The sequence below is a fragment of the Flavobacterium sp. genome (assembly GCF_028689845.1).
In the GTDB taxonomy this organism is placed as follows: Bacteria; Bacteroidota; Bacteroidia; order Flavobacteriales; family Flavobacteriaceae; genus Flavobacterium.
Map to the genome: position 1 here is coordinate 17,037 of NZ_JAQVCH010000016.1, position 25,057 is coordinate 42,093.

General features: G+C 32.1%; 23 protein-coding genes. 4 read left to right on the forward strand and 19 right to left on the reverse strand.

What is annotated here, in order from left to right:
• The first annotated feature begins 4 nt into the window (after positions 1 to 4).
• Together PHR76_RS07725 and lptB are read left to right on the forward strand one after the other, a co-directional pair.
• Positions 5 to 352 carry a carboxymuconolactone decarboxylase family protein gene (locus PHR76_RS07725; RefSeq protein ID WP_300060549.1) on the forward strand — a complete coding sequence of 116 codons (348 nt, stop codon included), beginning with the start codon at positions 5 to 7 and terminating at the stop codon, positions 350 to 352.
• Positions 353 to 458: 106 nt separating this feature from the next.
• The gene (gene lptB / locus PHR76_RS07730) at positions 459 to 1,199 is read left to right on the forward strand and encodes an LPS export ABC transporter ATP-binding protein (RefSeq protein WP_300060552.1); all 741 of its coding nucleotides are present in this window, start codon (positions 459 to 461) and stop codon (positions 1,197 to 1,199) included.
• A 4-nt stretch (positions 1,200 to 1,203) separates the two neighbouring features.
• Here the strand turns inward: lptB and PHR76_RS07735 are convergent, their stop codons facing one another.
• Positions 1,204 to 2,061, reverse strand: coding sequence for a glycoside hydrolase family 25 protein (locus tag PHR76_RS07735; protein WP_300060555.1), 858 nt, complete (start codon positions 2,059 to 2,061; stop codon positions 1,204 to 1,206).
• Between the two features lie 27 nt (positions 2,062 to 2,088).
• Positions 2,089 to 2,820, reverse strand: a complete 732-nt coding sequence (locus tag PHR76_RS07740) for a CDP-alcohol phosphatidyltransferase family protein (protein ID WP_300060558.1) — start codon at positions 2,818 to 2,820, stop codon at positions 2,089 to 2,091.
• 264 nt (positions 2,821 to 3,084) lie between these two features.
• On the opposite strand from PHR76_RS07740, the gene PHR76_RS07745 reads away from it, so the two are divergent.
• Entirely contained in the window at positions 3,085 to 4,068 is a 984-nt protein-coding gene (locus PHR76_RS07745) for a PorV/PorQ family protein (protein ID WP_300060656.1), read from the forward strand.
• A gap of 5 nt (positions 4,069 to 4,073) precedes the next feature.
• Complete coding sequence (locus tag PHR76_RS07750) at positions 4,074 to 5,198, forward strand: DUF4105 domain-containing protein (RefSeq protein ID WP_300060561.1); 1,125 nt, start codon at positions 4,074 to 4,076, stop codon at positions 5,196 to 5,198.
• An 8-nt stretch (positions 5,199 to 5,206) separates the two neighbouring features.
• On the opposite strand, the gene PHR76_RS07755 is transcribed toward PHR76_RS07750, so the two are convergent.
• The 17 genes from PHR76_RS07755 to PHR76_RS07835 all read right to left on the reverse strand — a co-directional run bounded on the left by PHR76_RS07755 (position 5,207) and on the right by PHR76_RS07835 (position 25,023).
• Complete coding sequence (locus PHR76_RS07755) at positions 5,207 to 6,601, reverse strand: sugar transferase (protein WP_300060564.1); 1,395 nt, start codon at positions 6,599 to 6,601, stop codon at positions 5,207 to 5,209.
• 56 nt (positions 6,602 to 6,657) lie between these two features.
• Positions 6,658 to 7,680 carry a glycosyltransferase family 4 protein gene (locus PHR76_RS07760; protein ID WP_300060567.1) on the reverse strand — a complete coding sequence of 341 codons (1,023 nt, stop codon included), beginning with the start codon at positions 7,678 to 7,680 and terminating at the stop codon, positions 6,658 to 6,660.
• Between the two features lie 12 nt (positions 7,681 to 7,692).
• On the reverse strand, positions 7,693 to 9,093 hold the full coding sequence (locus PHR76_RS07765; RefSeq protein ID WP_300060570.1) for a DUF6056 family protein: 1,401 nt from the start codon (positions 9,091 to 9,093) through the stop codon (positions 7,693 to 7,695).
• Positions 9,074 to 10,063 (reverse strand): glycosyltransferase family 2 protein, encoded by a 990-nt coding sequence (locus PHR76_RS07770; RefSeq protein ID WP_300060573.1) that lies wholly within the window; start codon positions 10,061 to 10,063, stop codon positions 9,074 to 9,076. The genes PHR76_RS07765 and PHR76_RS07770 overlap by 20 nt, the downstream gene beginning before the upstream one ends.
• Positions 10,064 to 10,211: 148 nt before the next feature.
• Complete coding sequence (locus PHR76_RS07775; RefSeq protein WP_300060576.1) at positions 10,212 to 11,570, reverse strand: O-antigen ligase family protein; 1,359 nt, start codon at positions 11,568 to 11,570, stop codon at positions 10,212 to 10,214.
• A gap of 7 nt (positions 11,571 to 11,577) precedes the next feature.
• Entirely contained in the window at positions 11,578 to 12,711 is a 1,134-nt protein-coding gene (locus tag PHR76_RS07780) for a glycosyltransferase (RefSeq protein ID WP_300060580.1), read from the reverse strand.
• Entirely contained in the window at positions 12,690 to 13,718 is a 1,029-nt protein-coding gene (locus PHR76_RS07785) for a glycosyltransferase (protein WP_300060583.1), read from the reverse strand. The genes PHR76_RS07780 and PHR76_RS07785 overlap by 22 nt, the downstream gene beginning before the upstream one ends.
• A gap of 4 nt (positions 13,719 to 13,722) precedes the next feature.
• The gene (locus PHR76_RS07790; protein ID WP_300060585.1) at positions 13,723 to 14,040 is read right to left on the reverse strand and encodes a hypothetical protein; all 318 of its coding nucleotides are present in this window, start codon (positions 14,038 to 14,040) and stop codon (positions 13,723 to 13,725) included.
• 209 nt (positions 14,041 to 14,249) lie between these two features.
• Positions 14,250 to 15,575, reverse strand: a complete 1,326-nt coding sequence (locus tag PHR76_RS07795; RefSeq protein WP_300060588.1) for a glycosyltransferase family A protein — start codon at positions 15,573 to 15,575, stop codon at positions 14,250 to 14,252.
• Between the two features lie 9 nt (positions 15,576 to 15,584).
• Positions 15,585 to 16,487, reverse strand: coding sequence for a hypothetical protein (locus PHR76_RS07800; protein ID WP_300060591.1), 903 nt, complete (start codon positions 16,485 to 16,487; stop codon positions 15,585 to 15,587).
• Positions 16,488 to 17,915, reverse strand: coding sequence for an MBOAT family O-acyltransferase (locus tag PHR76_RS07805; RefSeq protein ID WP_300060594.1), 1,428 nt, complete (start codon positions 17,913 to 17,915; stop codon positions 16,488 to 16,490).
• Between the two features lie 17 nt (positions 17,916 to 17,932).
• A complete protein-coding gene (locus PHR76_RS07810; protein ID WP_300060597.1) occupies positions 17,933 to 19,111 on the reverse strand; it encodes a glycosyltransferase in 1,179 nt (392 codons plus the stop codon).
• Entirely contained in the window at positions 19,098 to 20,273 is a 1,176-nt protein-coding gene (locus PHR76_RS07815; protein ID WP_300060600.1) for a glycosyltransferase family 4 protein, read from the reverse strand. The genes PHR76_RS07810 and PHR76_RS07815 overlap by 14 nt, the downstream gene beginning before the upstream one ends.
• Positions 20,260 to 21,645, reverse strand: a complete 1,386-nt coding sequence (locus tag PHR76_RS07820; protein ID WP_300060603.1) for an asparagine synthase-related protein — start codon at positions 21,643 to 21,645, stop codon at positions 20,260 to 20,262. Before PHR76_RS07820 ends, PHR76_RS07815 begins: the two co-directional genes overlap by 14 nt.
• Positions 21,645 to 22,727, reverse strand: a complete 1,083-nt coding sequence (locus PHR76_RS07825; RefSeq protein WP_300060606.1) for a glycosyltransferase — start codon at positions 22,725 to 22,727, stop codon at positions 21,645 to 21,647. Before PHR76_RS07825 ends, PHR76_RS07820 begins: the two co-directional genes overlap by 1 nt.
• Positions 22,709 to 23,659 (reverse strand): glycosyltransferase, encoded by a 951-nt coding sequence (locus tag PHR76_RS07830; RefSeq protein WP_300060609.1) that lies wholly within the window; start codon positions 23,657 to 23,659, stop codon positions 22,709 to 22,711. The genes PHR76_RS07825 and PHR76_RS07830 overlap by 19 nt, the downstream gene beginning before the upstream one ends.
• 110 nt (positions 23,660 to 23,769) lie before the next feature.
• Positions 23,770 to 25,023: a glycosyltransferase family 4 protein gene (locus PHR76_RS07835; RefSeq protein ID WP_300060612.1), complete on the reverse strand. Its 1,254-nt coding sequence runs from the start codon at positions 25,021 to 25,023 to the stop codon at positions 23,770 to 23,772.
• Positions 25,024 to 25,057 lie beyond the last annotated feature (34 nt).

Consider the following 25,057-nt stretch of genomic DNA (forward strand, 5'->3'; position numbering starts at 1 on the left):
AAACATGTCCGATATACTTCAAGAATTCAATGATTACCGGTCTAAAATGAACGAAAAATTGTTAGCCGACAACAATTTGGTTATTAAACGTATTTTCAATTTAGACACCAATGCCTATGCTGCTGGAGCCTTAGACGTTAAAACAAAAGAACTATTAGGTCTGGTTGCCTCCGCTGTTTTGCGATGTGACGACTGCATCAAATACCATTTAGAAACCAGTTATAAAGAAGGGATTTCGCGTGAAGAAATGATGGAAGCCATGGGAATTGCTACCTTAGTTGGTGGCACCATTGTCATTCCTCATTTACGGAGGGCTTATGAATTTTGGGAAGCACTTGAAAACCAAGAATAAGATAATCTATTGTTAATAACGTCATTTAAATGAGCTAATTTTGTTTATTTGCAATAAATACATGCTCCGTAACTCAGCAGCTTAGAAACCTCAGTAACTTTAAAAAATGAAATTAAGAGCCGAAAATATTGTTAAAACCTATAAAGGACGTAGCGTTGTTAAAGGCGTATCTGTGGAAGTAAATCAAGGAGAAATTGTCGGTTTGTTAGGCCCAAACGGTGCCGGAAAAACCACTTCTTTTTATATGATTGTGGGATTAGTGAAGCCAAATAGCGGTAAAATCTTTTTAGATGATTTAGAAATAACCAATTTCCCTATGTATAAAAGAGCTCAGAATGGCATTGGCTATTTAGCTCAAGAAGCGTCGGTTTTTAGAAAACTTAGCATCGAAGACAATATATTAAGTGTCTTACAGCTCACTAAACTATCCAAAGCAGAACAAGAAGCTAAGATGGAAAGTTTGATTGATGAGTTTGGTTTGCAGCACATTCGCACCAATCGGGGTGATTTACTTTCTGGAGGCGAACGACGTCGGACAGAAATAGCACGAGCATTGGCAACCGATCCAAAATTTATTTTATTAGATGAGCCTTTTGCAGGAGTTGACCCTGTTGCAGTAGAAGATATTCAACGGATTGTGGCTCAGTTAAAAAACAAAAATATTGGTATTTTAATTACAGACCACAATGTACAAGAAACACTTGCCATTACGGACAAAACTTATTTAATGTTTGAAGGCGGCATTTTAAAAGCTGGAAATCCAGAAGAACTAGCCGCCGATGAAATGGTTCGTAAAGTATATTTAGGACAAAACTTTGAATTGCGAAAAAAGAAATTAGAATTTTAATTTTTTACTGAATAACCAAATAATTCAACATTTTGGGTGTGCCATTATAGATATTAACATCCACAGGTCCACTAATTCCTGGAACGCTTGCTTTTTCTGTAAATTGCCAAAAAAGCCAGTGGTCTTTAATTTCTTCTACAAAAAAGTTGTAATTAGCAATCCAAAAATAATAATCTTTAAATTCTTGTTGTAGAAAATCTTTGTAATAACTTTCACCTGAATAAATAATTGGTCTTACTTTATAATGCTTTTCTACTTTAGTTAACCATCGTCTTAAACCCACTTTCAAGCTATCAATAGATTGTTTTTTTGGTAAGTTTTCAATATCTAAAATAGGTGGCAAATCACCTTTTTTTAAATGAACTGTTTGTATAAAATTTTCCGCTTGTTCAATCGAATTTTCATTCGGACGATAATAGTGATAGGCTCCGCGAATAATTCCTCTTTCTTTGGCTTGAACCCAATTCGATTTAAATTTAGCATCAACTCTATCTTTTCCAGCGGTTGCTCGTATGAATACAAAACTTAATTGAAAGGTATCTTCAATTATTTTTGCTTCCTCCCAATTTATTTTACCTTGGTATTCCGATACGTCAAAACCAAAAACTTTATTAGGATGATTACTTAAGACCTGAAAAATTCTGGCACCTTCAATTTTGGATGTGTTTTTTAGTTTGATTTCATGCTTTGACCGAAAACTAAAATAAAAAGCTAACGCGTCACGATAATGAAATGCAGTAAAAGCAAGGGTTAGAAAAAGCAATACAACACCAAGGATGGTATAAAAACGCTTTCCAAAAAAACCTTTCTTTTTGGTTGTTTTTTTTCGAAGGGTTGGTTTTCGTTTAGTTGGCTTTCGCATAAATTACAGTCAAGAAAATCAAAACGGTTAGGCCGTCATTTTATTTTGAACAATAGAAAGTAAAATGTAAAGCAAGATGACCAATGGTAAGCCTAAAATTTTAAATCCGACAAGTAACACCATAGCCAAGAGCAAAAAGATAAATTGAATTTTACTTTTTTGCCATGAAAAACCTTTCATTTTTAAGGAAAATAAAGGAATTTCCGCATTTAAAATATAGGCACTTACTATCGTAATCCCCATCAAAACATAAGGATTAGTTAGCAATTCTCGCACTCCCTCTATCGAAGTTGAATCAATAATTAAAGGAATACTTAAAATAAATAAAGCATTTGCGGGAGTTGGCAAACCAATAAATGAATCTGTTTGTCTCGTATCAATATTAAATTTAGCGAGACGGTAACAAGAACCTAAAGTAATCACAAAACCAAACAAAGGCAAAACATAAGCTAATGACATATAATTAGTTACCTCAACTCCACCCGAATTTAAATAGTTAAAAAGTAATTGATACATGACAAAACCGGGAACTGCCCCGCTTGTAACCATATCGGCTAGTGAGTCTAATTGGACCCCTAAAGGACTTTGCACTTTAAATAATCGAGCGAAAAAACCATCAAAAAAGTCAAAGAAGATTCCTAAACTTACGAAGAAAAATGCGTAATAAAATTGATTTTGAGCTACAAAAACAAGAGCGAAGCAGCCTGATAACAAGTTGAGTAGCGTAATAAAGTTTGGAATGTAAGCTTTTATGTTCATATACCTAGGTTTGAAAACAAATTTAATACAATAACTTTCAAACAAGTGCGTTTTTTACTTGATATTTTAGCCGAGCTAGTTTTTTTGTGTTTATTTAGCTTTTAGAAAGAAGCAGCTCGTTTAATTTTTCTATTTTTGAAAAAAATTGTAAACTCATTTTTGGTTAGAAAATAAATTGCTTTGAAATACAACTTGTTTCTCTTTTTATTACTTGTTTCTACTGCATCCCAAAGTCAATCCATTAGAAAATATTCTAATGAATTTATGAATATTGGAGTTGATGCGGCTGCTTTAGGCATGTCTAATGCAGTAACGGCCAACTCTAGCGATGTAAATTCTGGCTATTGGAACCCCGCAGGATTAATGCATCTCGAAGACAGTCAACTTGGTTTAATGCACGCGAGTTATTTTGCAAATATTGCTCAATATGATTATGCCGCTTTTGCTATACCAATTGACGATAGAAGTGCATGGGGCATTTCGCTAATTCGCTTTGGTGTAGATGACATTTTAGACACTACTCAATTAATTGATAGTGAAGGAAATATAGACTATAACCGAATTAATTTATTTTCAACAGCCGATTATGGAGCAACGTTTTCGTATGCTCGAAGTTTGCAAGTTCCAGGTTGGCAATATGGCGTAAATGCAAAAATAATCCGACGAATAATTGGAAAATTTGCTAATTCATGGGGATTTGGTTTTGATGCTGGAATTCAATTTGAACGAAACGATTGGAAATTTGGCTTAATGGTTCGCGACATCACCACTACCTATAATATTTGGAATATTGACGAGGAAAAATTTGAAGCCATTGCCAATGCAATTCCAGGTGAAAATCAAGAGTTGCCAGAAAGCACTGAAATTACACCCCCAAAAGCCCAACTTGGTATTTCAAGATTATTTGAATTTGGTTATGATTACACCTTATTATCGTCACTAAACTTAAACATGCAATTTGCAAAAACAAATGATATCTTTTCTACTGATGCCATGAGCATTGATCCTGCATTAGGTTTTGAATTTGGTTATACCAATTTAGTTTTTTTACGGGCTGGTGTTGGAAATTTTCAGAATATCAGACAAATTGACGATACTGAAAAAGTTGGTTTTCAACCAAATATAGGTGTTGGTTTTAAGTATAAAGGGATTCAAATTGATTATGCTTTGACAGATATTGGTGATCAAAGTGCCGCTTTATATTCTAATATTTTTTCTGTAAAAGTTGATTTGGGAATTTTTAGATAGTGAAGATGCTACAAAAACTAAAACTTAAAACAATATACCTGTTTCTTTTCTTGTTTGGCTCAACAATTTATAGCCAAACGTATCCGCTTTCTCCTGCCTCAAAAGTGAGCATTCTAACTTGTGGTAGTGGTGAACAATTACATTCTATATTCGGACATACTGCCATTCGAATTCAAGAGCCACAACGCCATATTGATGTGGTCTATAATTTTGGAATGTTTGATTTTAGCACACCGAATTTCTATTTAAAATTTGTAAAAGGCGACATGCAATATTTTGTAGCCAACAACACTTTTGAAGAATTCATATATGGCTATCGTATGGAAAACCGAAGTGTTTTTGAACAAGAATTAGACTTATCGACGGAACAAAAGCAACATCTTTTTGACGAATTAAATAAAATTTTATTTTCAGACGAACGATTTTATACCTATAAATTTATTGATAAAAACTGCACCACCATGGTGTTAGATAAAGTAAACGAAGAATTGGGCAAACCCTTGATTCAAAAAGTTGGAAATCGAGAAGAAAGTTATCGCGATGTTCTGAATCCGTATTTGACCAATTTATTTTATGAAAAATTGGGGATTAATATCATTTTTGGATGTCGTACTGATGAAAAAGCAACCCAGTTATTTTTACCCGTTGAATTGATGAATAGTTTAGAAAAACTACAATTCAATCAAAAACCAATCGTGTCCAAAACCGTTACTTTATTTGAACAGGACCGTTCGTTATTGAGCAGTTCGTGGTGGAATACTATTTATACCTTTTTGTTCATTTTGCTTGTAATTGCCTTAAGTCATCACACTAAAATTTATTTAAGTTTTTTAGTTGTTTTAAGTTTGCTGGGAATTTTTCTTTCGTTAGTTGGTTTTTATTCGTTACATCGCGAAGTGCTTCTGAATTATAACGTATTACTATTCAATCCACTCCTACTTGGTATCGTTTATTTTTATCTTCAAAAAAATAAAATTTGGTTTACACGATTGCTTTATTTTGTGTTGATTAATTTTGGATTGTATCTGTTATTTATATTCAACAAAGCACATTTCATTCAAATGCTTCCAATGGCGTTGACCACAAGTTACATTTTATTTCGATTGAATAAAAATATACAAAAGGGATAAGAAAACAATTACTGTCCTCTAAAGAAAAGAATTGTACTAAAGGTCTTTAGCATGATGTTAAAGTCTAAAAATATACTACGGTGTTTAATATAATACAAATCATATTGTAGTTTAATCAGACTATCTTCTATCGAATCGCCATACGAATAATTCACTTGAGCCCAACCCGTTAATCCAGGTTTAACGATGTGACGCGTTTGATAAAAAGGCATGATTTCAGCAATTTTATCTACAAAAACGGGACGTTCTGGTCTTGGTCCGATTACAGCCATGTGACCCAATAAAATATTTATAAACTGTGGAAATTCATCAATTCTAGTTTTCCGCATGAATTTTCCAAAAGGAGTAATTCGCGTATCATTAGTAGTGGCAAATACGGCACCACCAGATTCCGCATTCTTAACCATGGTTCTGAATTTGATAATTCGAAAATTCTCACCGTTTTTACCAACACGGATTTGAGTATAAAATAGCTTTCCTCGGTTACCAATGGTATTACAAAGCAAGATAAACGGGAGAAACAATAATCCGATAGAAATTCCAACTAAAGCAACTACAATATCTAAAACTCGGACAAAAACAAGGTACAATTGATTTTGATTATTACGACTAAACGGAAAATATTTATAAAAATCGCGGGCGACATATTGCACGGGTATTCGCTGTGTTAAACTCTCATATACTTGTGTATATTCCCGAATTATGTAACCGCTTTCAAGTAATTGCAGCAATTTATTGTGTAATTCTACCGTAATTTCTTCTGTTTTCTGGGTAGCAATAACAATTTCTGAAACAGAATTTTTCTTTACAAATTTTTCTAATTGTGAGACCAAAATGACTGATACAGCTTTATTCTGAATAAAATACGCTGAGCTTTCATCGGTATTCACAACAGCGATAATGGAATAATGTGGATCTATACTTTTTAATCCCAAAACCAATTCATCAACCAGCTCTTTCTCACAAACTAAAATAACTTTCTTTTCAAACCGGTGCGAAGCCAAATAGTTTAGATAGAACATTCGCCACAGAAAAAGTGCAAGAAAAATCGCTAGAAAGAAATAAAGAATTTGAAGTCGATTTGACGGTAAAGCAGGTGTAAAAAAGGGAGTTAATAAAAAAACTAAAACCGTTGTAGAAGCCGTTAAAATAATACTTTTTACAACTTGATACTGGCTACTCGCTACTTGAAGATTATACATTTCAAATACAGAACCAATTACTAGAATGTAAGTGCCAAGAACGATGGTCCAATAAAAGTTTGAGGGAGTAATGGAAAAATAATCGAAGTTAAAAACAATTCCAACAAGATATAAAGAAAGTAGAACAAAAAGTACGTCGAAAATACGGAGTAATATTTTCCGTTCCGACACTTCAAAATGTATTTTTTTCTTAGATTTCATTCGCTCCGCTGACTTAACAAGGGTGCAAGTTAGTAATTTATAGGAGAAATTTTAACCTATTTTAAAATTTCTTTCCATTGGTTTTTAACACCATTCCAATCAAATTGTTCAACTAATGCTCTCCCGTTTTGGCTTAATTTACTTGCTAATTCAGGGTTTTCAATTAATTTTATAATTGCTTGAACCATTTCGTCTACTGCAGCATCTTGAACCAATAGAGCTGTTTCATTATTTTGAAGTAAATACGGAATTCCGCCCACGTTTGTTGAAACGACAGGTAAACCAAGAGCCATTGCTTCCATCACACTCACGGGTGTATTGTCAAAATGTGTGGTATTGATAAAAATATCATAGTGTGCTGCACGTTTGGTCCATTCTGGTTTAGAAAGTTTACCAGTAAAGGTTACCTTAACTTTTTTAGTTGCCGCATAAGTTGATAACTCGTTAATTGTCATCCCTTTCTCTGGACCAATCATACACAATTCTGCTTCCGGATAACTTTGAATTACTTGTTCCAATACCTCAATAGCCATTTTAGGATTGTAAATGGGCGTTAACGAACGAACCCAAAGAAGTTTAGGGTTTACATTCCTTCTTGTTTGAAAAGAATAATTATCAATTTCAATCTGATTGGGAATAAAAATGCAATTATTCCAAGATTTACTTTTAAGCTTTTGGAATAAAAATTGAGAAGGTACGCTATTTACATAAGCGTTTTTAAAGACTAATCCAGTTAAATAGGGAAATTTATCAATCTTTTCAGGCAATTTACCACCATGTAAAATAGGAATATATTTTATATTTAAAACTCTACATAATTGACTAACGGCAAAAGCATACCAAAAATTCAAGGTGCTGTAGGTGTCAATTAACACATAATCAACTTTTGAAGCATTGACAAAAGTTGCTTTAATCATACTAAAAAACCGAAAAAAAATATTTTTTTGCGAAGAAGAAGTAACTATCTCATAGCCTTCTTTTGACAGCAAAGGTGCTAAGGTTTCGATGGTTGAAACATTAATACCATGCTTGGAAAGTTGGTTGCCGATGTAGAGAATTTTGATACTCTTTAAATTCATCTTTACTTAAAATTAATTATTTTCATTTACATATTCAATTCGCTTAATTTTAAAATATTTTTCCCATTCTCCATTGACCAATCGATTATCGCCAGGCCAACGATAAGGCAAAATCAAAGGCTTTTTTTGGAGTGGCTTAATGTATACCGTATCTTTTGTGTTTGCATGAAGCATTTCATACGTTTCTAAAACCTGATGATGAAAAGAACTCGCTTTTCCTGAAGTTAGATCAACATACGCATTCATTACATTTGAGTTATGCGAAAGTGATACTATCAATAAAGGCAAAAGAATTATACTGATTGAATAGTTAGAAATTGTATAATTAATACGAGTTAACATTTCAATTTTTGCAATAGTCATAAAAATAAACACTGCCGAAAAAAGCATAAAAACAAAAAAGATAGGAGTGTAAGCCCGTTGTGGAATCCATTTTGTGGTATAAATACTTGGAAAGAAACCGATGAATAAGATTCCTATCAAGAATAGAATTCCGGCAATTACTATTTTCTTTTTGGTGATAGAAAAGCGTTCTAAAAAATTAAAATTATAATCCTGATAGGTAGCAACGCCTTTTAAATTGAGTAATAATATAAATAAAGAAGCAAACCAAAAACCAATGACGAATACACTTCTAGAAAGTGCATTTAAACTCGATTTTAAAAAATGAAAATCAGTTTTTTGAAACATGCTTTCTCTGCCAAAATTACCCGGAGCAGTAATCATAAAAACGGAGATGGCTAGTGTGAATACAAAAAGCAGTGTAAAACGATTAAAATAATTCTTAGTATAAAATAAATAAAGGAGTACTAATACGTTAATAAAATTGACATACACCACAATAACTTCATTGCATCCCACAATTACAAACAATGAAAACAAAGCTATTAATTGATTCTTAATTATAGAAAAATTAGTATCCGATTTAAATAAATTCAACAAAGCATTAAGATAAACAAGGCAAAAAACAATGGGCAACTGATAGGTATAGGCTCCAGCCATCCAGTAAAATGTTTCGCCAAAATCAGGCACATAATTAAAGTAAAAAAAGAACAATAAGCAAAAGAGCAAGCTAGAATTGATGGGGAGTTTAAAAAAAGTGACACAATTTTTAAGCAACTGATTTAAGGCAAAAGCAAAACCACTAATTAATACTAATGGATGAATGAAAGAGAGGTTAAAATAGCCAAAAGAGATTGGATTTAGTGTTGAAATAGCTGCCGAAGCAATATATCTTCCAGACCATTCCTGATAAAACTTAAGTTGGGTTTGCCAAAATCCATTTGTTCTAAAATTATCGGCATACCAAAAATCATCGCCCAACGGCACATTATAAAAACACAATATGATAAAGGGAAAAATAGTGTAGCTAAAGATGAATAAGCTTAAAAACTTAATTGGGTTTAACTTCATTGCCTTTTGCATTTGAATTGGTTTCGGAATTTTGGTTGATTTTAAAATAATCATTTATAAAGTAAATCGGTCTCTTTTTGGTTTCGGAAAAAACAATTCCGAGGTATTCGCCTAGTACACCAATCGACAACAATTGAAGTCCACCTAACAATAAAATAGCAGACATCATAGAAGGATAACCGGCTACAGGATCTCCGTAGAACACTGCTTTTATGACAATTTTTATCAAAAAAGCAAAAGATGCTAAAGAAATAAAAAAACCTGTAATCGAAATAATTCTCAGTGGTTTGATTGAAAAGGCAATTATTCCTCTGATAGCAAGATTGATTAATTTAAAATAATTCCATTTAGTTTTGCCAGCAATTCTTTCATCTCGAACATAATAAATTGGTTTCTTTTTAAATCCGATAAACGAAAAAAGGCCTTTCATATTTCGTTCATTTTCTCCCAATTGTCGCAAGGCTTGTATGGCTTTAAAACTTAACATTCTAAAATCTCCGGTATCTTTTTGAATGGGAACTGAAGACATCATTGCTAAAAGTCTGTAGAATAAAAACGAGGTCGTTTTTTTTAACCAACTCTCTCCTTTTCTAGAGGTTCGTTGAGCATAAACATCATCATAACCGTTCTCAATTTCTTTAACCATTAAGGGTAATAACTCAGGATTGTCTTGTAAATCGGCATCAATAATAACCAAAGTATCTCCTTTCATGTAATCTAATCCGGCGGTCATGGCTATTTCTTTACCATAATTTCGTGACAAATCAACAATAGCTATACGCGAATCGGAATGCTGAATTTTTTTAATTAATTCAAGTGTTTGATCCGTACTTCCATCGTTGATAAAAAGGAACTCACAACTGCATGTTAACGAATTACTTACTTTATCTAACTGAATATAAAGTTCATTTATACATTCTTCCTCATTAAAAAGAGGAATCATAATGGTAAGTAATTTAACTTTATTCATAATAAGATTCTAATTTAGGAGTGATAACATACAATTAAAAAGCAGAAATAAATGATATTTTTGATGCTTAGCTTGAAGTCAAAAGTATAAACAATTAATTAAAGAAAAAAGAAATAGTTTGTTTTGATAATTTTAGAATTTAATATAATTAATTCGTGTTTTTAGTATCAACTTCGTTATCATGTAGGTAAGACATTAAAGCAGTCATCACTAATAAGAACATTCCTAATGTAGCAAACAAGGGACGATAAATATATAAATGTTCTCCAAAATAAAGTGTAACCAACATAGACAAGGCAAGACCTTTAATAGCTAATTCATTCCCACCGTATTTCTTAAAAGGAATTAAAAGGTATTGGATAAGCCAACCAAAATACAGGACGAAACCCACAATCCCCAATTCTTTAATTGTTGTTAAATACATATTGTGAGCAGCAATTGCTCTGGTTAGCCGGTTATTAAAACCAAGGCCGAAAGGAATTATTTCAGGATTGTTTAATATGAATTTTATATAACCAATTGAAATGTTATCTCTTCCCGCTCCTAGGTCTTCGTATAATTTTCCTACATTGGCATTTTGTAAATCTTCTTCATTTTCTACTTTTGAAACAACTCTATTACTAATAACATCGTCAATTTTAGAATACAAGGTATCATTAGTCACAATCAAAAAAGCAAAAACGAATCCAGCTAACGTAGCGAAAAAGACAAATCGACTCGTTTTAAAAAAAGCGAAAAAAGCGAAAAATATAATTAACCCAACATAACTGGTTCTTGAGCCCGATAGTAAAAGCACATATAAATTAATAAATACAACAAAAATTAAAAAAAGTTTATTTATACCTGATTTTTTATTATTCAACAAACCAATGGCAAATGCAGCCATCATCAGAGAATACATTCCTGTTATAATTTTGTTTGGTCCCAAAGTACCTGATAGAAATCCAGCATATCCAGCTTTATAAGTCGCATTCCACAAAAAAGGAACAAAACCAAAGTTTTGCATAATAATAAGGATGGATGAAATTACGGACAATACTAAAATAAAGAGCACAAATATGTTTAACTTATTTCGATTAAAACTGATAATAAAAAACATCAAAGCAGTGACAAAAAACACCCAAAGGTGAAATAGATATAAAACAGATTGAATAAAAGCGTTTATATTATCTTTAAAAATACTAAAAAACAACGTGACCAAAATTGTTAACGTACACCAAAGAGCAAAATAGAAAAACCACTTAAACACTTTAACTTTTGTAATGATATAATAGAAAAACTTAAAGTTTGCAACAAAAACAAACATAATAAAAACGCCTACAATATCATATAAACGGAATTCATTATCTCCTTTGATGCTATAACTAATCACTGGCAAATTATAGAAATAGGAAAAAATCATTAGTAAAACCAATACAAAATAAGTGTTGTCTCTTACCATAAAAGAAAAATGCGTTTTTGGGACGACATTTTTATCCAATAAATCTATTTGAGCAACTTTATCCAATGAATTATTAATTTAAAATGTATTGATTTATCTTTCTTAAATAATTTTCAAACGTAAACAATACAGCGATTTTTAATATTTCAGTAGACATTTTGTCTAATTCTTTTGTGTTTGTTAAAATAGCTTGCTTGAGCACTTCTTCATAACTAATTGCCTTATTATTAATATTCCACACAAAGCCATTCGTCTTATTGATATAATGTTCTATACTTCCCACATTGGATACAATTGGGATTACTCCGTAACAAGCCGCCTCTGCCACTACTTTTGGAAAACCTTCTGCTTTACTAGGTAAAAGAAAAAAATGTGCTTCTGCGATTAATTCGTGTAACTTTAATTTTTCCAATTGACCATGAAAAATTGCTTTCGGTCCGAGTTCTATCGCTTCCGATTTATAAATTGCTGTTTTAGGCCCATCTCCAATTAAATGAATTTTATCAATTAGTTCACTCGGTATTGTTTTTAACGCATTTAAAAGGGTTGAAACACCTTTTACGTCATCAAATCTACCTACAAAGGCAAATGTATAAGGAGGCAAAAATACTTTTCCATCGGCAATCTCCTTACCTATTTGTATATCTTCATTGGTTAAACAAGGGTTTTCAAAAGAAAAACAATGTTTTTCTTGGTCAGGCCAAAAACCGTTAATAGTAACTTTGGAGAAAGACATCCTTTTTAAAATGGCTCTTTGAAATTTATAAGCTAAAGAGGGTTTTAATTGACCCCAATCGCCCGCATATTTATTCCACCAAATTTTATTTTTCTTCATGAAAAATGAAACCAAAAAAGCAATTAAAGCCGGATGAGAAGGAGCTCTTGTGTGGATAATATTTGCTTTTCGTATGCTTTTTACTATCACAAAAAACATGACAGGATAGTTTATTAAAATTTTAAAAAAAGCTAAAAAACCTTTACCACCAACACTTTTTAAAAGAACAATTTTAATCTTGTCAGATTCTATTTTCTTCATAGACAAATCACCTTCTTTGTCTATCTGTTCAAATCCGACCCAGGTAATTTCTTCAAAAAAAGGAGCAATATATTCCAATTCACGGACCACGGGACCAAAAGCAAAAAGACCACTTTCATTTTGAAACATTGCCGTATCAGAAATAACCGTTAGTTTTTTTGATGAATACATAAATAAATAGCTTCTAATTTTTGATAATAGTTTTGCTGGCCAAATTCCTTTTCGAAAATGTTGTCAAATTTAGCATAATCAACTGGCATTTCCTTGATTTTCTGAATTCTTTCTTGCCATTGTTCTAAATCAAAATTATCGATAAAGAAAAGCGGGAAGTCTTTTTTTAGACGTTGGGCTACTTCTCCTGTTTCATAAGCCAAAAAAGGTAATCCATGTGCTAAATATTCAATCAAAACCAAAGGGCCAGTTTCTGACACCGAAGTATGTAATCCAAAATTAGCCCAATGCATGACACTTTGTGCATTTGAAATGGTCGTTTCGATTTCAACTTTGTCTGTTATAGTTTGTTTTATATGCTCATAATAACCTGGATCTTGATTTTGTCCCACTAACAATAATTTTTTATTCATTTTTTGGGCCAACTGAACTGCAAATAAATTATTCTTTATTGGTTTAATATTTGAAACAAGTATAAAATCATACTGCTTCATTTGCGGTGCTTTTATCGTACTTTTAATACTAATATTTTCAAGTAAAAAAATATTTTTTGAAGAAACAGAAAGCGTCTTTTCTGCCCATTTTGTTAGTGTTTTACTCACTCCAATATAATACTTGGGTTTAAAAAAGGAAGAAAATAAAAAAGGCTTTTTTTGATCCACCTCAATAGAGCCGTAATGATCGTGTAGAATCACTTTCCCTTTAAAGGGAAAAAGCAGCTTCACTAAGGTAATGTAACGATAAACGTGCCTAAAATGGCAGTGAATTAAATCAAATGTTTGTAAGATTTGGCTGCATTCTTTTATTTTTTTTAAACTCCATTTTTTCTCTCGTTTAAGTTCATGGAAAGTTATTTCTTCTTTTAATTCTGATTGTAATTCGCCACCTTCTAACAAAAATAACACATTGATATCTTGCTGGTTTTCAAAAAGAATATTACTCATGTCGACAAAAACTTTTTCAGCTCCGCCAACATTTAAGGTATCAATAACTTGAATAATCCTCATCACATTAAGATTTTAATGGTTTTGCGGGAACCCCTACTAAAACAGCTCCTTTTAAATCACAACTTTTAACGACACAAGCCGATGCTCCAATTTTGATATTATCTGCTAAAACTAAAGGGCCAATAACTACGGCATTAGCTCCTAAGCTACAGTTATTCCCAATTCGAAATTCTTGTTTTTCTCCTGAACCAAAACCAATAACATTACCCCCAACCAAAGTCAAGTTTTTACCAATAGTAGCTTTAGCTGAGATGACAATTCCAACTGCTGGATGCAACACCAATAAACCTCCTTGAATGTTTGCTTTATAATGAATGTCCATATTTGTATAAACCTGAACAAGCGTAAAAAACGGGTAAAACAACACTCTCAGTACGCTATAAAACCGACCCAAAGCAAGAAACATTCCACGCTCAAATCGATAGTAAAAACAACCTATAAAAGCCCTACTCAGCCAAATAAACAGAATGCGAAATTTATTTTTTCCTAACATTCGTATAACATCCTGCTTAAAAAAAATGACTTGCTCTATCATGGCTTTTGTGATTTTAGCATTTTAGAAGCAGCGTTCCACGACAAGTAAACTTGAATAAAAACTAAGGGTAAAACAAATAAGGTGAGTAGAAAGATTACCACTTTCCCTACTTTACTTCCTTTGTATTTATAAGGGACTAAGGATGGTATAATTTCTTTAGCCAGCAAATATCTTGTAATGGAATTTCCGAAATACTTTCTTGAAAGATATAAAACACTAGGCACAGGCCTTGGTCCAAATAATTTTTTAGGTCGCCATCCATCCCAACTTCCCATTTGGCGTAAACCACCTTGACTCACTTTAAGATGAATGCGTTTTGCTTTGTAATTGGAAATATTTTTAAAGCCATTCAAGTAACAGCGTAAACCATATTCGCCATCTCCCATTCGTTGTTTTTCAAATTGCAAATCAAAAAAACCAATTTTATAGAAAATTTCTTTTTTTAACAATACGTTCCCCGTATCTAACTGATCACTCCATCGAAAATAGCTGTAATGCTTTGGAATTTCTGCTCCCACTACGCTAAGCGATACGCCTGAAGATAAATCGGCTTGAAAATAATCTAAACATTTTAAATGTTCTTCAATCCAATTAGAATCTACTAATGAATCATCGTCATATAATAAAACATAATCTCCTTTGGCTGATTTTATTGCTTCATTTCTTGCTTTCCACAAGGCTTTTTCAGGTTGAAACCAATAGATCAAATCAAATTTCCATTCTTTATAAAAATCTTCTTGAAAAGGTTCTGTTTGATCGACTACAATAACTTCGAAATTTTTATAGGTTTGATTCTCTAAATCCTTAAAAACATCTTTTAGGTATTGATACCGATTTAAGGTTGGAATTACAACTGAAATTAAAGGATTTTCGTTTATCAAATCACTTTTAAAATCTTTATAATTTTGAACTTCAAATACTTGTGTTGAATAATCTTCTCGTTTTACTTTGGTATTTTTAAAAAAAGCCTTTACTTCTTTAAAAGGATTATGAAAAGTAAACAAACGAATTATTAAAGTATAAATAACCCAAGCCGAATGATAATTTTTTCTTAAAAACAAATATTCATCTTCGATTGGCAGATTAACTTTTTGCCAAATATCAACACCTGCTTCATACTCTTTGTTGATAAAACCCGATTGAAAAGCGTTCCATGACAAATCGCGAATCTTACTTTCATTTGACAAATAGCGATGGTCAATTTTCAAGTTAAAACCAGCCTGTTCTAGTTGATTCTCTGTGGGAAAATAACCATAGTCTTTCGTTGGTTTTAAGTTAAAATACCAAATCGGTGAATGATATTTTATAAAATTAAAAATCATAAGATTTCACTATTTATTTTGGCGTTGTGTTAAAAAATAAGCTCCCATTTCACGAGAACAAATTGCTCTTCCTTTTCGATTGACATGAATCTTATCATAAAACAAAGAAGCTTCATTAAACAAGGAAGCATGATTAATTAAATTTAAATTGGAGTCATAATCAAGCGTTACGCCGTAAACGGGCGACTGATAGACCGTTAATTGTATCGTATTCCGTTTACAAAACTCGACAATTTTAATGAAATAAGGGTTTACAATGTTTACCTTTTTGGTTTTATTAGTAAGTTGTTTTAAACTTTTGGAAGAATTCTGGTTTTCTGGATAGCTAAAATTTCCTCTGTCATCAAATAAATTTCTTTGTTTGGGTTTTAACGTTGCTAGAACGCCTGGATAAAACAATTCTGTATTAAAATAACTCACGCCTATTATCGGAACATACGGTGTAGCTTGATAAATCCATTTATTTTTTCCATCCATTTCCCTAAAATACTGTTTTACATTTTCGTCTGAACTATGAGGCAAAAAGCGATAATCATTTCCGTTAATGACTGGGTTGAGATTAGACAAATCTTCGGGCATGACACATAGCACAAGTTCCTTTGTTTGATATCCGAAGCTATAAAACTGCTGTAACATTAAGTAATGTGCACTCAATCCAGAATCGTCCATGCTGATATTAAATCCCGTTAACCCAGAAATAGAGTCAATTTGTTTAGAGTCTAAGGTCGTTAACCCCGTGCTTGAGCCTAAAATCACATAATCAAATTCTTTTTCAGTAATCCCGTTTTTGACAAATTGTTGTTTGTAGAAATAAGATTTTTCAAGTGAGTAAAGAGATAAATAAGCAAGTAGATTTAGCACTATAAACGTGCTAAAACCATAAATTGCTAATGTTTTTAAAAACTTTTTCATCTAAAATTGAAAATAAATAAAACTTAGTTGATTTTTAAAAGCTCCCATGAAAAATATCATCAATATTAAAATAAATAAATTCAGTTTTGACAATTGAATTTCATAGTTATTTTTCTTTACATTTTGCCATTCTGTAAAAACAAGCCAGCAAATCGAAGTTAGACATAATAAAGAAATCAGCGTGTAATTGGCATTCTTATAAAATAAAGAAATATCAAACCGCGTAAAATCAAACATTCCAAGAATATAGGTCCAAGCTTCTGATAAATTATCTGCTCTAAAAAACACCCAAGCTAAGCAAACAAAAATAAACGTAATGCCGATTTTCGGAAAATCTTTATAACTATAATGTTCATTTTTAAGAGAACTTCTATTCGAATTTGAAAGCAATAACGGCATAAACAGTAAAGCGTGAATTAATCCCCAGATAATAAAAGTCCAATTTGCTCCGTGCCAAAAACCACTCACCAAAAAGATGATAAACGTATTGCGAATACTTTGCCATTTTGCTCCTCTACTACCTCCTAACGGAATATACAAATAATCTCTAAACCAAGTAGATAGTGAAATATGCCAACGTCGCCAAAAATCGGCTATATCTTTTGAAAAATAGGGAAAATTGAAATTTCGCAATAAATCGATACCAAATAATTTTGAGGTTCCCAATGCAATATCAGAATAGCCACTAAAATCACCATAAATTTGAAACGCAAATAAAATACTACCCAGCCAAAGTTCTGCCGCACTATAGCCATTAGCATTATTAAAAATCTGATTCACAAAAAAAGCACAATTATCGGCCACCACCACTTTTTTAAACAATCCCCAAATAATTTGTTTAACCCCTTGAATGGCTTTGTGGCATTCAAATTTACGTTTCTGTTTAATTTGAGGAAGCAAATGCGTAGCTCGTTCAATTGGCCCAGCAACCAATAGCGGAAAATAACTTACAAATAAAGCATATTCTACAAAGTTATGCTCGGGTTCAATCCGTTTTTTATAAATATCAATTACATACGAAAGTCCGTGAAAGGTATAAAATGAAATCCCAACTGGTAAAATAACATTTAAAGTCCAATAATGAGCTTGAAAACCAACATCCTGTAGAAGATTTGCAAACGAATCAATAAAGAAATTATAATATTTAAAAACACCTAAAAATCCAATATTTACAGAAATGGTGAGCCAAAACCAAAACTTGCGATAGGCTTCTGATTTTGCTTTTTGCATCATCAAACCGGCCAAGTAATCTAAACCAGTGGAGAACATTAACAAGAACAAAAATCGCCAATCCCAACACGCATAGAAATAATAACTCGCAACCAAAAGTAAGCCGTTCTGTAAAGACAGTTTTTGTTTTTGCCACATCCAATACCATGCAAAGATGATAGGCAGAAATACAAGAAATTCGAGGGAATTAAATAACATGAATTACAAGTATATTATTAGGAGTAAAAAAGCTTAAAAGCTTGATTTTGTTTTTCTAAATTAAATTCTCGTTGCACTCGCTCCATTGCATTCGTTTTCATTTCATGCGTTATTTTTTCATCCAAATGCATTACATCAGCCATTTTTTGAGCTAGTAAAAGAGGGTTTCTTTTTGGAATCACCCAACCTGTTTTTTCGTGTAATACGTTCTCCGCTAGTCCATCTGCATCACTCACTAAGCAAAGTAATCCCATGGCTTGTGCTTCTAAAACGGCATTACAAAAACCTTCTTGGATACTATACTGAACATAAAAATCATTATTTTCAAGATAACTTCTTACTTCTAAAGGCGAAATTTTCCCCGTAAAGGTAACATAATCCTGTAATTCTAATTGATGTACCGCAAACATCAATTTTTCTTTTTCTATTCCTTCACCAATAATCGTATAATGAAAAGGTATACCTTGTTGTTTGAATAGTGAAAAGGCTTCGAGTGTATATTCAATCCCTTTTTTCCAATGAAGACGTCCAATGGTTAAAAACTGCTTTGTAAGCTGATTATTTTTATTCTCGATGGGTTTAAAAAAACGAATGTCAATGGCAGGTGTAATTTTAAAAATGGTATCCGATGAAATTCCGTTTTGAATTAAGGTTGCTTTCATTTCATCTGATAAAACATGGTAGTATACTTTTCTTGAAAACAACAACGCATAACATTTAGGATTTTTCTCGGGATAAATATACAAATCAAAACCTCTAAAACTCACGGCCATTTTGGCTCCAATGGTTTCAGCGACCAGCTCACTTTGCAAGGCCATCGTGCCAAATCCAAAATGCAACCAGGTGAGTTTATGGGGAAAGAAATAACTATTTATAAAAACATTTTTAATTGAATTTGCAATAGAGGAGCTTTCTTTTCGATTTAATTTAAATAATTTAAACGCTTTTTTAAAATGAAGTAAGCACTGCCAAAAAATAAAAAGAAATTCTACAATTAGGTACGGACGCTTTGCGAAGTTGGGCGATATGACTGTTTTGCAACTGGGATAGTTGGATTTGGATTTGGATTTCGAAAATAAAACCACTTCAAAACCATTTTCTTGTAATCCTTTAATTTTAGAATTAAAAAAAGTTTCAGAATAAGCAGGAATATTGGGTAAAACCAATCCGATACGTTCTTTATTAGTCTGCTTCATAAACTTGTTTATAGAGCGTTAGCATTCCATCAATCATTTGTGCTTCGGTATGATTTTCTTCTATTTTCTTTCGAGCCTTCTTTGCAATATCTTGATATTCCTTAGAAGTTAATGCCTCAATAGTTGCAATTGCTTCTGCTATTGCATGAGGGTTTCGAGTAGGTACTAAAAACCCATTTTCTTGGTTTTGAATCACTTCATTCATTCCGCCACAATTGGTTGATACCACCAGAGTTCCCAGTGCCATTGCTTCTAAAACCACATTGGCTATACCTTCTTCTAAACTTGGAAGCAACAAAATGTTGGCTGCTTTAATTCGTTCTAAAACAACTTGAAATGGCAAGGTTTTTTCAAAAACCACTTCGTTTTTTAAATCCAATTGAGCTCTTTGAAAAAGCAATTCTTCCTCTTCTTCCACCCCAATAATGGTATAAGAAAATTCAATATTCATCTCTTTTAAAACCCGCATCGCATCCAATGCAAAGCGATACCCTTTTACCCAATGACTTCTTCCCACAGAAATAATCTGAAGCGGTTTTGTTTTAATTTTATTGGATTCGAATATAAATTTTTCTAGATTTAATCCGCTGTAAACTACATTTGCATTTTTAGTATTCGCCTTATATTTTGAAGCTTCTAAAATGATGTTGGCTGAAACTCCATGAAAGCCATCTACTTGTGGAAAATATTCTTGATATATTTTTGCGAATTTTGGTTCGCATATTGGGGTATAATTCACATGCGAACCTCGTAAACTAACCACTAATTTGATGTTAAAATCCCTAACCCAAATCCAGTCGCCAATAGATTTTACCCATTGTAAATGAAAAATAGCAGGTTGTTGGTATAAGACAGGATAAAAACGAACTTTAGCAAGCCGTTGATTCGGAGCGTTTTCGGCTATCCAATCATCTAATTTCTTTTTGTCTTTTGATTTATATAACGTCAAAAAAACAGTATATTTTAAAAAAATCCATAGTTTACTAATCTTCCCAGAATAGCCAACTATTTTAATGTTAGCAAAAGCATAGGACACTTTCTTTTTTAAATGCCCGACTAAAAGTATTTCAACCATTTGTGCTGCCAACCCATTAATTAATCGATTAATAAAGGTCGGTGGCGGAATTTCTCCAGAAAAAATAGCTATTTTAAACCCTTTCATCCTTTTTTAATTTGGTAAACAACGAAAGCGTTAATAAAATACTGACGGGATGCGAATACTTTAAAAATTCTTTTCCTTTGAAGAGTTCATAGATTTCTTTTGTCAGTTTTGGATCAATAAAACGTTTAAATTCTTCCTTATCAAACAACCATTCGGATAGTATTTGATCATTCTGTTCGCCCATAAATTGATTTTCATAATTATTGGCTACTTTATTTTTAGTTAAAAATTCATTTTTAAATTTTTGGTAAGCCCGGTATGGATAATTCCACGGCTCTTTATTCCAATGGTAATTATACAAGTTAAAAGGTCTTGCATCTTGCCATGCAATTTTAGCCAAAGCGGGATTTCGCATTTTTAAATAAGCAATTTGAATTTGTCTGCCTGCTAAATATTTTTCAGGAACGGTGCAAATAAATTCACACATACGATTGTCATAATACGGTAACGTTAGAGGTGCTACTTTTTCAAAATAGGCCAGATTTACACTAGTCCATCTCGGTGCCCAATATAAACTTTTAAAAGCCCGTATTTGAGCATTAGCACTTGTTGGAATATTAATTTCTTGAAGAAGAACGGTTATTCTTTGCTTCACATACGATTCAAAATCGCCTTCTAAATTCCATGATTTCCATAACTTTTTACCTAAAATTAGACCGCCTTTTTTTAGTACTTTTTTAGCCATTAAATCTACTTGTTCGTCAAATGGAAGTTGGTCGTCTACGCCCATGTCATCAAAAAGTACATCGCCCCAATGTCCAAGACTAAACACCTCTCCTAAATTAGAAAGCTTATCTAATACTGCGGCTTGTCTGGGATGCGTAAATTCTGAGTAACATTGATTGATTGTTGCGATTTCTTCCATATTTTTCCACAAATAGCCTTTTGGAATAATCCATTTTTGTAATGGAAACTGACAAACTTGAGCTATCTTCTTAGCAAAATAAGTTTCATTAAAGCCATTCTCAAATTCATAGCTATAGCTTTGAACGTCTTTTTTTAAGTAATGAAGAGCAGCTGCTTGTGTTCTGCTGTCTAATCCACCCGATAAAGCAAGTATCACTTTTTTATCGCCTACTTGTTCATCAGTGATCGTTTCAAATAAGGTAGCAAATTCCTGAACCACTTGTTCAAATGGTCTTTCAATCGGTGAATAATGCCATTTAAAATAGGGTTTAGCAGATTGAATTACTCCCTCTTCAATTTGATAGTGATGGGCAGGTTTTAAAACTTTTTGTTCTTTGAAATAGGAATCTTGATCTAAAAAAAAACCTGTAGCGGCAAAGAAACAGATTGCTTCATAATCCACTGTTTTTTTTTCGCCAATAAAGTAAGGCTTAGCGGGAATGATATCGGTTTTAACAAGTTCCATTATTTTTTTACAATTTTTAAATATAATTCTTCATGTTTTTGGATAAAAACTTCCATTGAAAAGTGCTTAATACAATACGCCCGAATAGTTTGACCTAACGCATTTCTTTCCTCGGGAGACATCTTGTAAAAATACAGTATTTTTTCTGCTATTTTTTTTTCATTTCCTTGCTCAAAAAGTAAATCGGGAAAATCATCTAGCACATAACGTATGCCGTCAATATCAGAACCTAGAACGGGCAAGGCCATACTCATTGCTTCGAGTAAAGCCACAGGTAAACCTTCGCGTTGGCTAGGAATAATATATAAATCCGCTTCGTTTAAAAATTGTTTAATGTCCAATTGTTTTCCTAAAAAAAATACTTGATGATGTATCTTTAAGGTTTTGGCCAAATCTTGTAAATAGTGGCCGTATTCATTATGATGATCTCCTAATATAGTGAATTCAATATCTTCTTTATCCAACAGATGCATTGCTTTCATGATATCTTCAATCGATTTTAAAGGAACCAAATTAGCAACTGTTATTATCTTAAAGGCATACTTTTTTTGTTTGGAATCGTCTTTTACTGGCTTAAGATGATTGGTATCTACTCCAAAAGGAATAATCATTTTATTTACTTTTGATGGAAAAAAAACATCCATTCCTTTATTGGTCGTTATGATAAAATTAGAGAGAAAGCTTTTAATTTTCCAATGAACTCCACCCCAAGACATGGACTTTTTAGTATAAATAAATTTTGCTCCTGCTAAACGAACTGCTAAAGCTTCTGTCCAATCACTACTCCAATACCAAGAATGGACAATGTCGTAACCTTTATTTTTAATAAATTTCCGATATGGATTTATCCGAAATAATAAATTAAAATAAGGTCGATACGGTTGATTGAATTGCATAAAGTGGACAGGCTTTGCCAATTCTTCAACTTCTTTAAAAAAATAACCTTTTGAATTTTTACAAACAATTTCAACTTCAAATTTAGCAGGATCTAGAAATTTAGCTAGGTCATAGACCACTTTCCCACTTCCAGAGGTGTCAAAATTAGAAATACTAAAAACTATTTTTACTTTACTCTTCTCCATACATAAAAAAATGGGTTGTACTTGATATGGGGTATCATTTTATTAATAAGTAAACTAACGGTATTAAACAGTAAAAAGTTCAACTTAAAATCCTTTAATCTTTCGTCATCAATTAATTCATTAACATCATAACCCGAGTGATGCAATCTAAACAAATCAGAATTTATTTGCTTATTCAAAATACGAATTGCTTGAACATTATTCATAACCAACTCGTCAGAATACAAATTTTTTCGAAGATTAAAATAAGAAAGTAAAACACCATTTTTTTCTTTATTCCTATTAGAAATTGTTGAATTTGAATGCCTTACATAAAAAAAGCTTACTTTATTATAATAAAAACCTCTTCCATAAAGGCCAAGTCTTATAAATAAAAAAGCATCTTCTCCTGTTTTTGAGGCATAGAACCCTCCTAAATAGTTGATAACTTCTGTTTTTGCTAAAATTGCTCCAGTTCCTTGTAAATTAAAAAAATTAGAAATCCAAATTATTCCCAAATGAGGCGGCTCAACGATTCCTTCTTCAACGTTTGGCAGTGGGTGTTTGATAGTGCGACCATCAGTATAAATTCGTTGTGTTCGGCATAAGACGAAATCTACTTCATTTTGCTCAATAATTTTGATGTCCTCCTCTAATTTTGTGTTACTAATGGAATCATCACAATCAATAAAAGTAACATAAATTCCTTTGGCAACAGACAGTCCGAGGTTTCTTGCATGACCAGCACCTTGCTTTGACTCTGATAAAATAAGATAGTTAAAGGCACAGTCAGCTAGAATTGTTTTTAACAAAACGAGGGAATTATCCGAGGAATTATTATCAACAAAAATAACTTCAAAGTCTTGAAATGTAAATTCTTTTAAATGATTTACAAAAGACGGTAGAAAATTTTCACCATTATAAATTGGAACAATTACACTAACTTTTGTCATTTTTATTTATTAAATCCTCTATTAACAAGTGTAATTACAAAAATAAATTAGTCAATTACGCAAAATAGTCGCTACCCTCTCATTCATTGACAAAAATACTAATTTGAATCCTAATTAAAAAAAGAGTTATAAATTGATTCCATTTTTCTTCCCAAAACGTTACTCTCAAAATTTTGCAAAACAAATTCATGTCCTTTTTCTCCCATTTGTGTTCTCAACTCTGGACTATCATACAATAAAATCAATTGCTCTACAAAACGGTTTTCAGTATTATCTTCTATCAAAAAACCTGTTTCATCAGGTATCATTCCGTATTTAATTCCTCCTACATCGGCGGTTACAACTGGCAATTTAAAAAACTGTGCTTCCTGTAAAACTAAGCCTTGAGTTTCTGAACGTTCGGTAATTTTTTCGACAATTCCCGGTAATAAAAAAACAGTGGAACTGGCCATCGTTTGAAAAACTTTTTCTTGTGAAATTGCTCCATAAAAAACAACAGCTTGTTCTAGTTGTAAGGTTTTTACTAATGCTTGTAACTCTTCTTTCATTTCGCCGTTTCCAATGAGGTGTAAAGTACACTTATTTCGTCCAGAATCCAGTAGTTTTTTTAAAATTCGGATAGCCCGGTCTGGTCCTTTCCAATTAATTAATCTGCCACAAAAAACAATATGAAAAGCAGATTTGTCTTTTTCTACGTTTGAAAATTGCTGCAAATACGATTGTTTAAACCCTACTGGAATTAAGTGTGCGTTCGCAATCATAGGATTTACTTGTTTTAAAACAGCAAGTAAATAAGGGGAATTCACTGTAAAATCATTAAAAGACTTAAAAACACCTTGATATAAATTTTTATAATAGTCCACTTTAGAAGGCGTTAAATCGGAACCATGAAAAGACAAAATTGCTTTTGGATACGAACAAATTCCCAAAGCGTACGCATCGGCAACTTTTTTTCCGTTGTATCCAAAATGAGCATGTACTACGTCAAAATTATCTTTAAAAAGTAAAATTGGTAAATCGTAGTACTTTTTTATAATTGGAATCGATGACTTTATTTTAAAAGGATTTAATAGCGGAATAAACTTAGCAAAATCAATTCTTTTTCGGTATTTTCTAAAAAAAGCAAGGCCTTTTTTTAGCACTTCTAGTTTTGAAGAATAGTTTTTAAAATGAGCTACTGTTTGCTTTTCTAAGTGATAATCATGAAATAATTGATGAACCACTTGATTTTTGGGTTGGATATACGTAAACACCGTCACCTCAAATCCTCGATCAATTAAATCAGTAATTTGATTTAAAATAAATGTCTCCGTAACCGAAGGAAAAACGGTCACAATGACAAGTATTTTTGATTGAGGGTGCATAAAACGTGACTTAAATTTTAACAAAAAGGTAAAA

Coding starts and splice junctions, on each gene's coding strand:
- PHR76_RS07800 (WP_300060591.1), bottom strand. CDS start 16,487: ATGAAAAAGTTTTTAAAAACATTAGCAATTTATGGTTTTAGCACGTTT.
- PHR76_RS07815 (WP_300060600.1), bottom strand. CDS start 20,273: ATGAAAGGGTTTAAAATAGCTATTTTTTCTGGAGAAATTCCGCCACCG.
- PHR76_RS07750 (WP_300060561.1), top strand. CDS start 4,074: ATGCTACAAAAACTAAAACTTAAAACAATATACCTGTTTCTTTTCTTG.
- PHR76_RS07765 (WP_300060570.1), bottom strand. CDS start 9,093: ATGAAGTTAAACCCAATTAAGTTTTTAAGCTTATTCATCTTTAGCTAC.
- PHR76_RS07790 (WP_300060585.1), bottom strand. CDS start 14,040: ATGGACATTCATTATAAAGCAAACATTCAAGGAGGTTTATTGGTGTTG.
- PHR76_RS07820 (WP_300060603.1), bottom strand. CDS start 21,645: ATGGAACTTGTTAAAACCGATATCATTCCCGCTAAGCCTTACTTTATT.
- PHR76_RS07805 (WP_300060594.1), bottom strand. CDS start 17,915: ATGTTATTTAATTCCCTCGAATTTCTTGTATTTCTGCCTATCATCTTT.
- PHR76_RS07825 (WP_300060606.1), bottom strand. CDS start 22,727: ATGGAGAAGAGTAAAGTAAAAATAGTTTTTAGTATTTCTAATTTTGAC.
- PHR76_RS07810 (WP_300060597.1), bottom strand. CDS start 19,111: ATGAAGCAGACTAATAAAGAACGTATCGGATTGGTTTTACCCAATATT.
- PHR76_RS07795 (WP_300060588.1), bottom strand. CDS start 15,575: ATGATTTTTAATTTTATAAAATATCATTCACCGATTTGGTATTTTAAC.
- PHR76_RS07770 (WP_300060573.1), bottom strand. CDS start 10,063: ATGAATAAAGTTAAATTACTTACCATTATGATTCCTCTTTTTAATGAG.
- PHR76_RS07835 (WP_300060612.1), bottom strand. CDS start 25,023: ATGCACCCTCAATCAAAAATACTTGTCATTGTGACCGTTTTTCCTTCG.
- PHR76_RS07740 (WP_300060558.1), bottom strand. CDS start 2,820: ATGAACATAAAAGCTTACATTCCAAACTTTATTACGCTACTCAACTTG.
- PHR76_RS07785 (WP_300060583.1), bottom strand. CDS start 13,718: ATGAGGATTATTCAAGTTATTGATACCTTAAATGTTGGCGGAGCTGAA.
- PHR76_RS07760 (WP_300060567.1), bottom strand. CDS start 7,680: ATGAATTTAAAGAGTATCAAAATTCTCTACATCGGCAACCAACTTTCC.
- PHR76_RS07725 (WP_300060549.1), top strand. CDS start 5: ATGTCCGATATACTTCAAGAATTCAATGATTACCGGTCTAAAATGAAC.
- PHR76_RS07735 (WP_300060555.1), bottom strand. CDS start 2,061: ATGCGAAAGCCAACTAAACGAAAACCAACCCTTCGAAAAAAAACAACC.
- PHR76_RS07745 (WP_300060656.1), top strand. CDS start 3,085: ATGAATATTGGAGTTGATGCGGCTGCTTTAGGCATGTCTAATGCAGTA.
- lptB (WP_300060552.1), top strand. CDS start 459: ATGAAATTAAGAGCCGAAAATATTGTTAAAACCTATAAAGGACGTAGC.
- PHR76_RS07830 (WP_300060609.1), bottom strand. CDS start 23,659: ATGACAAAAGTTAGTGTAATTGTTCCAATTTATAATGGTGAAAATTTT.
- PHR76_RS07780 (WP_300060580.1), bottom strand. CDS start 12,711: ATGTATTCATCAAAAAAACTAACGGTTATTTCTGATACGGCAATGTTT.
- PHR76_RS07755 (WP_300060564.1), bottom strand. CDS start 6,601: ATGAAATCTAAGAAAAAAATACATTTTGAAGTGTCGGAACGGAAAATA.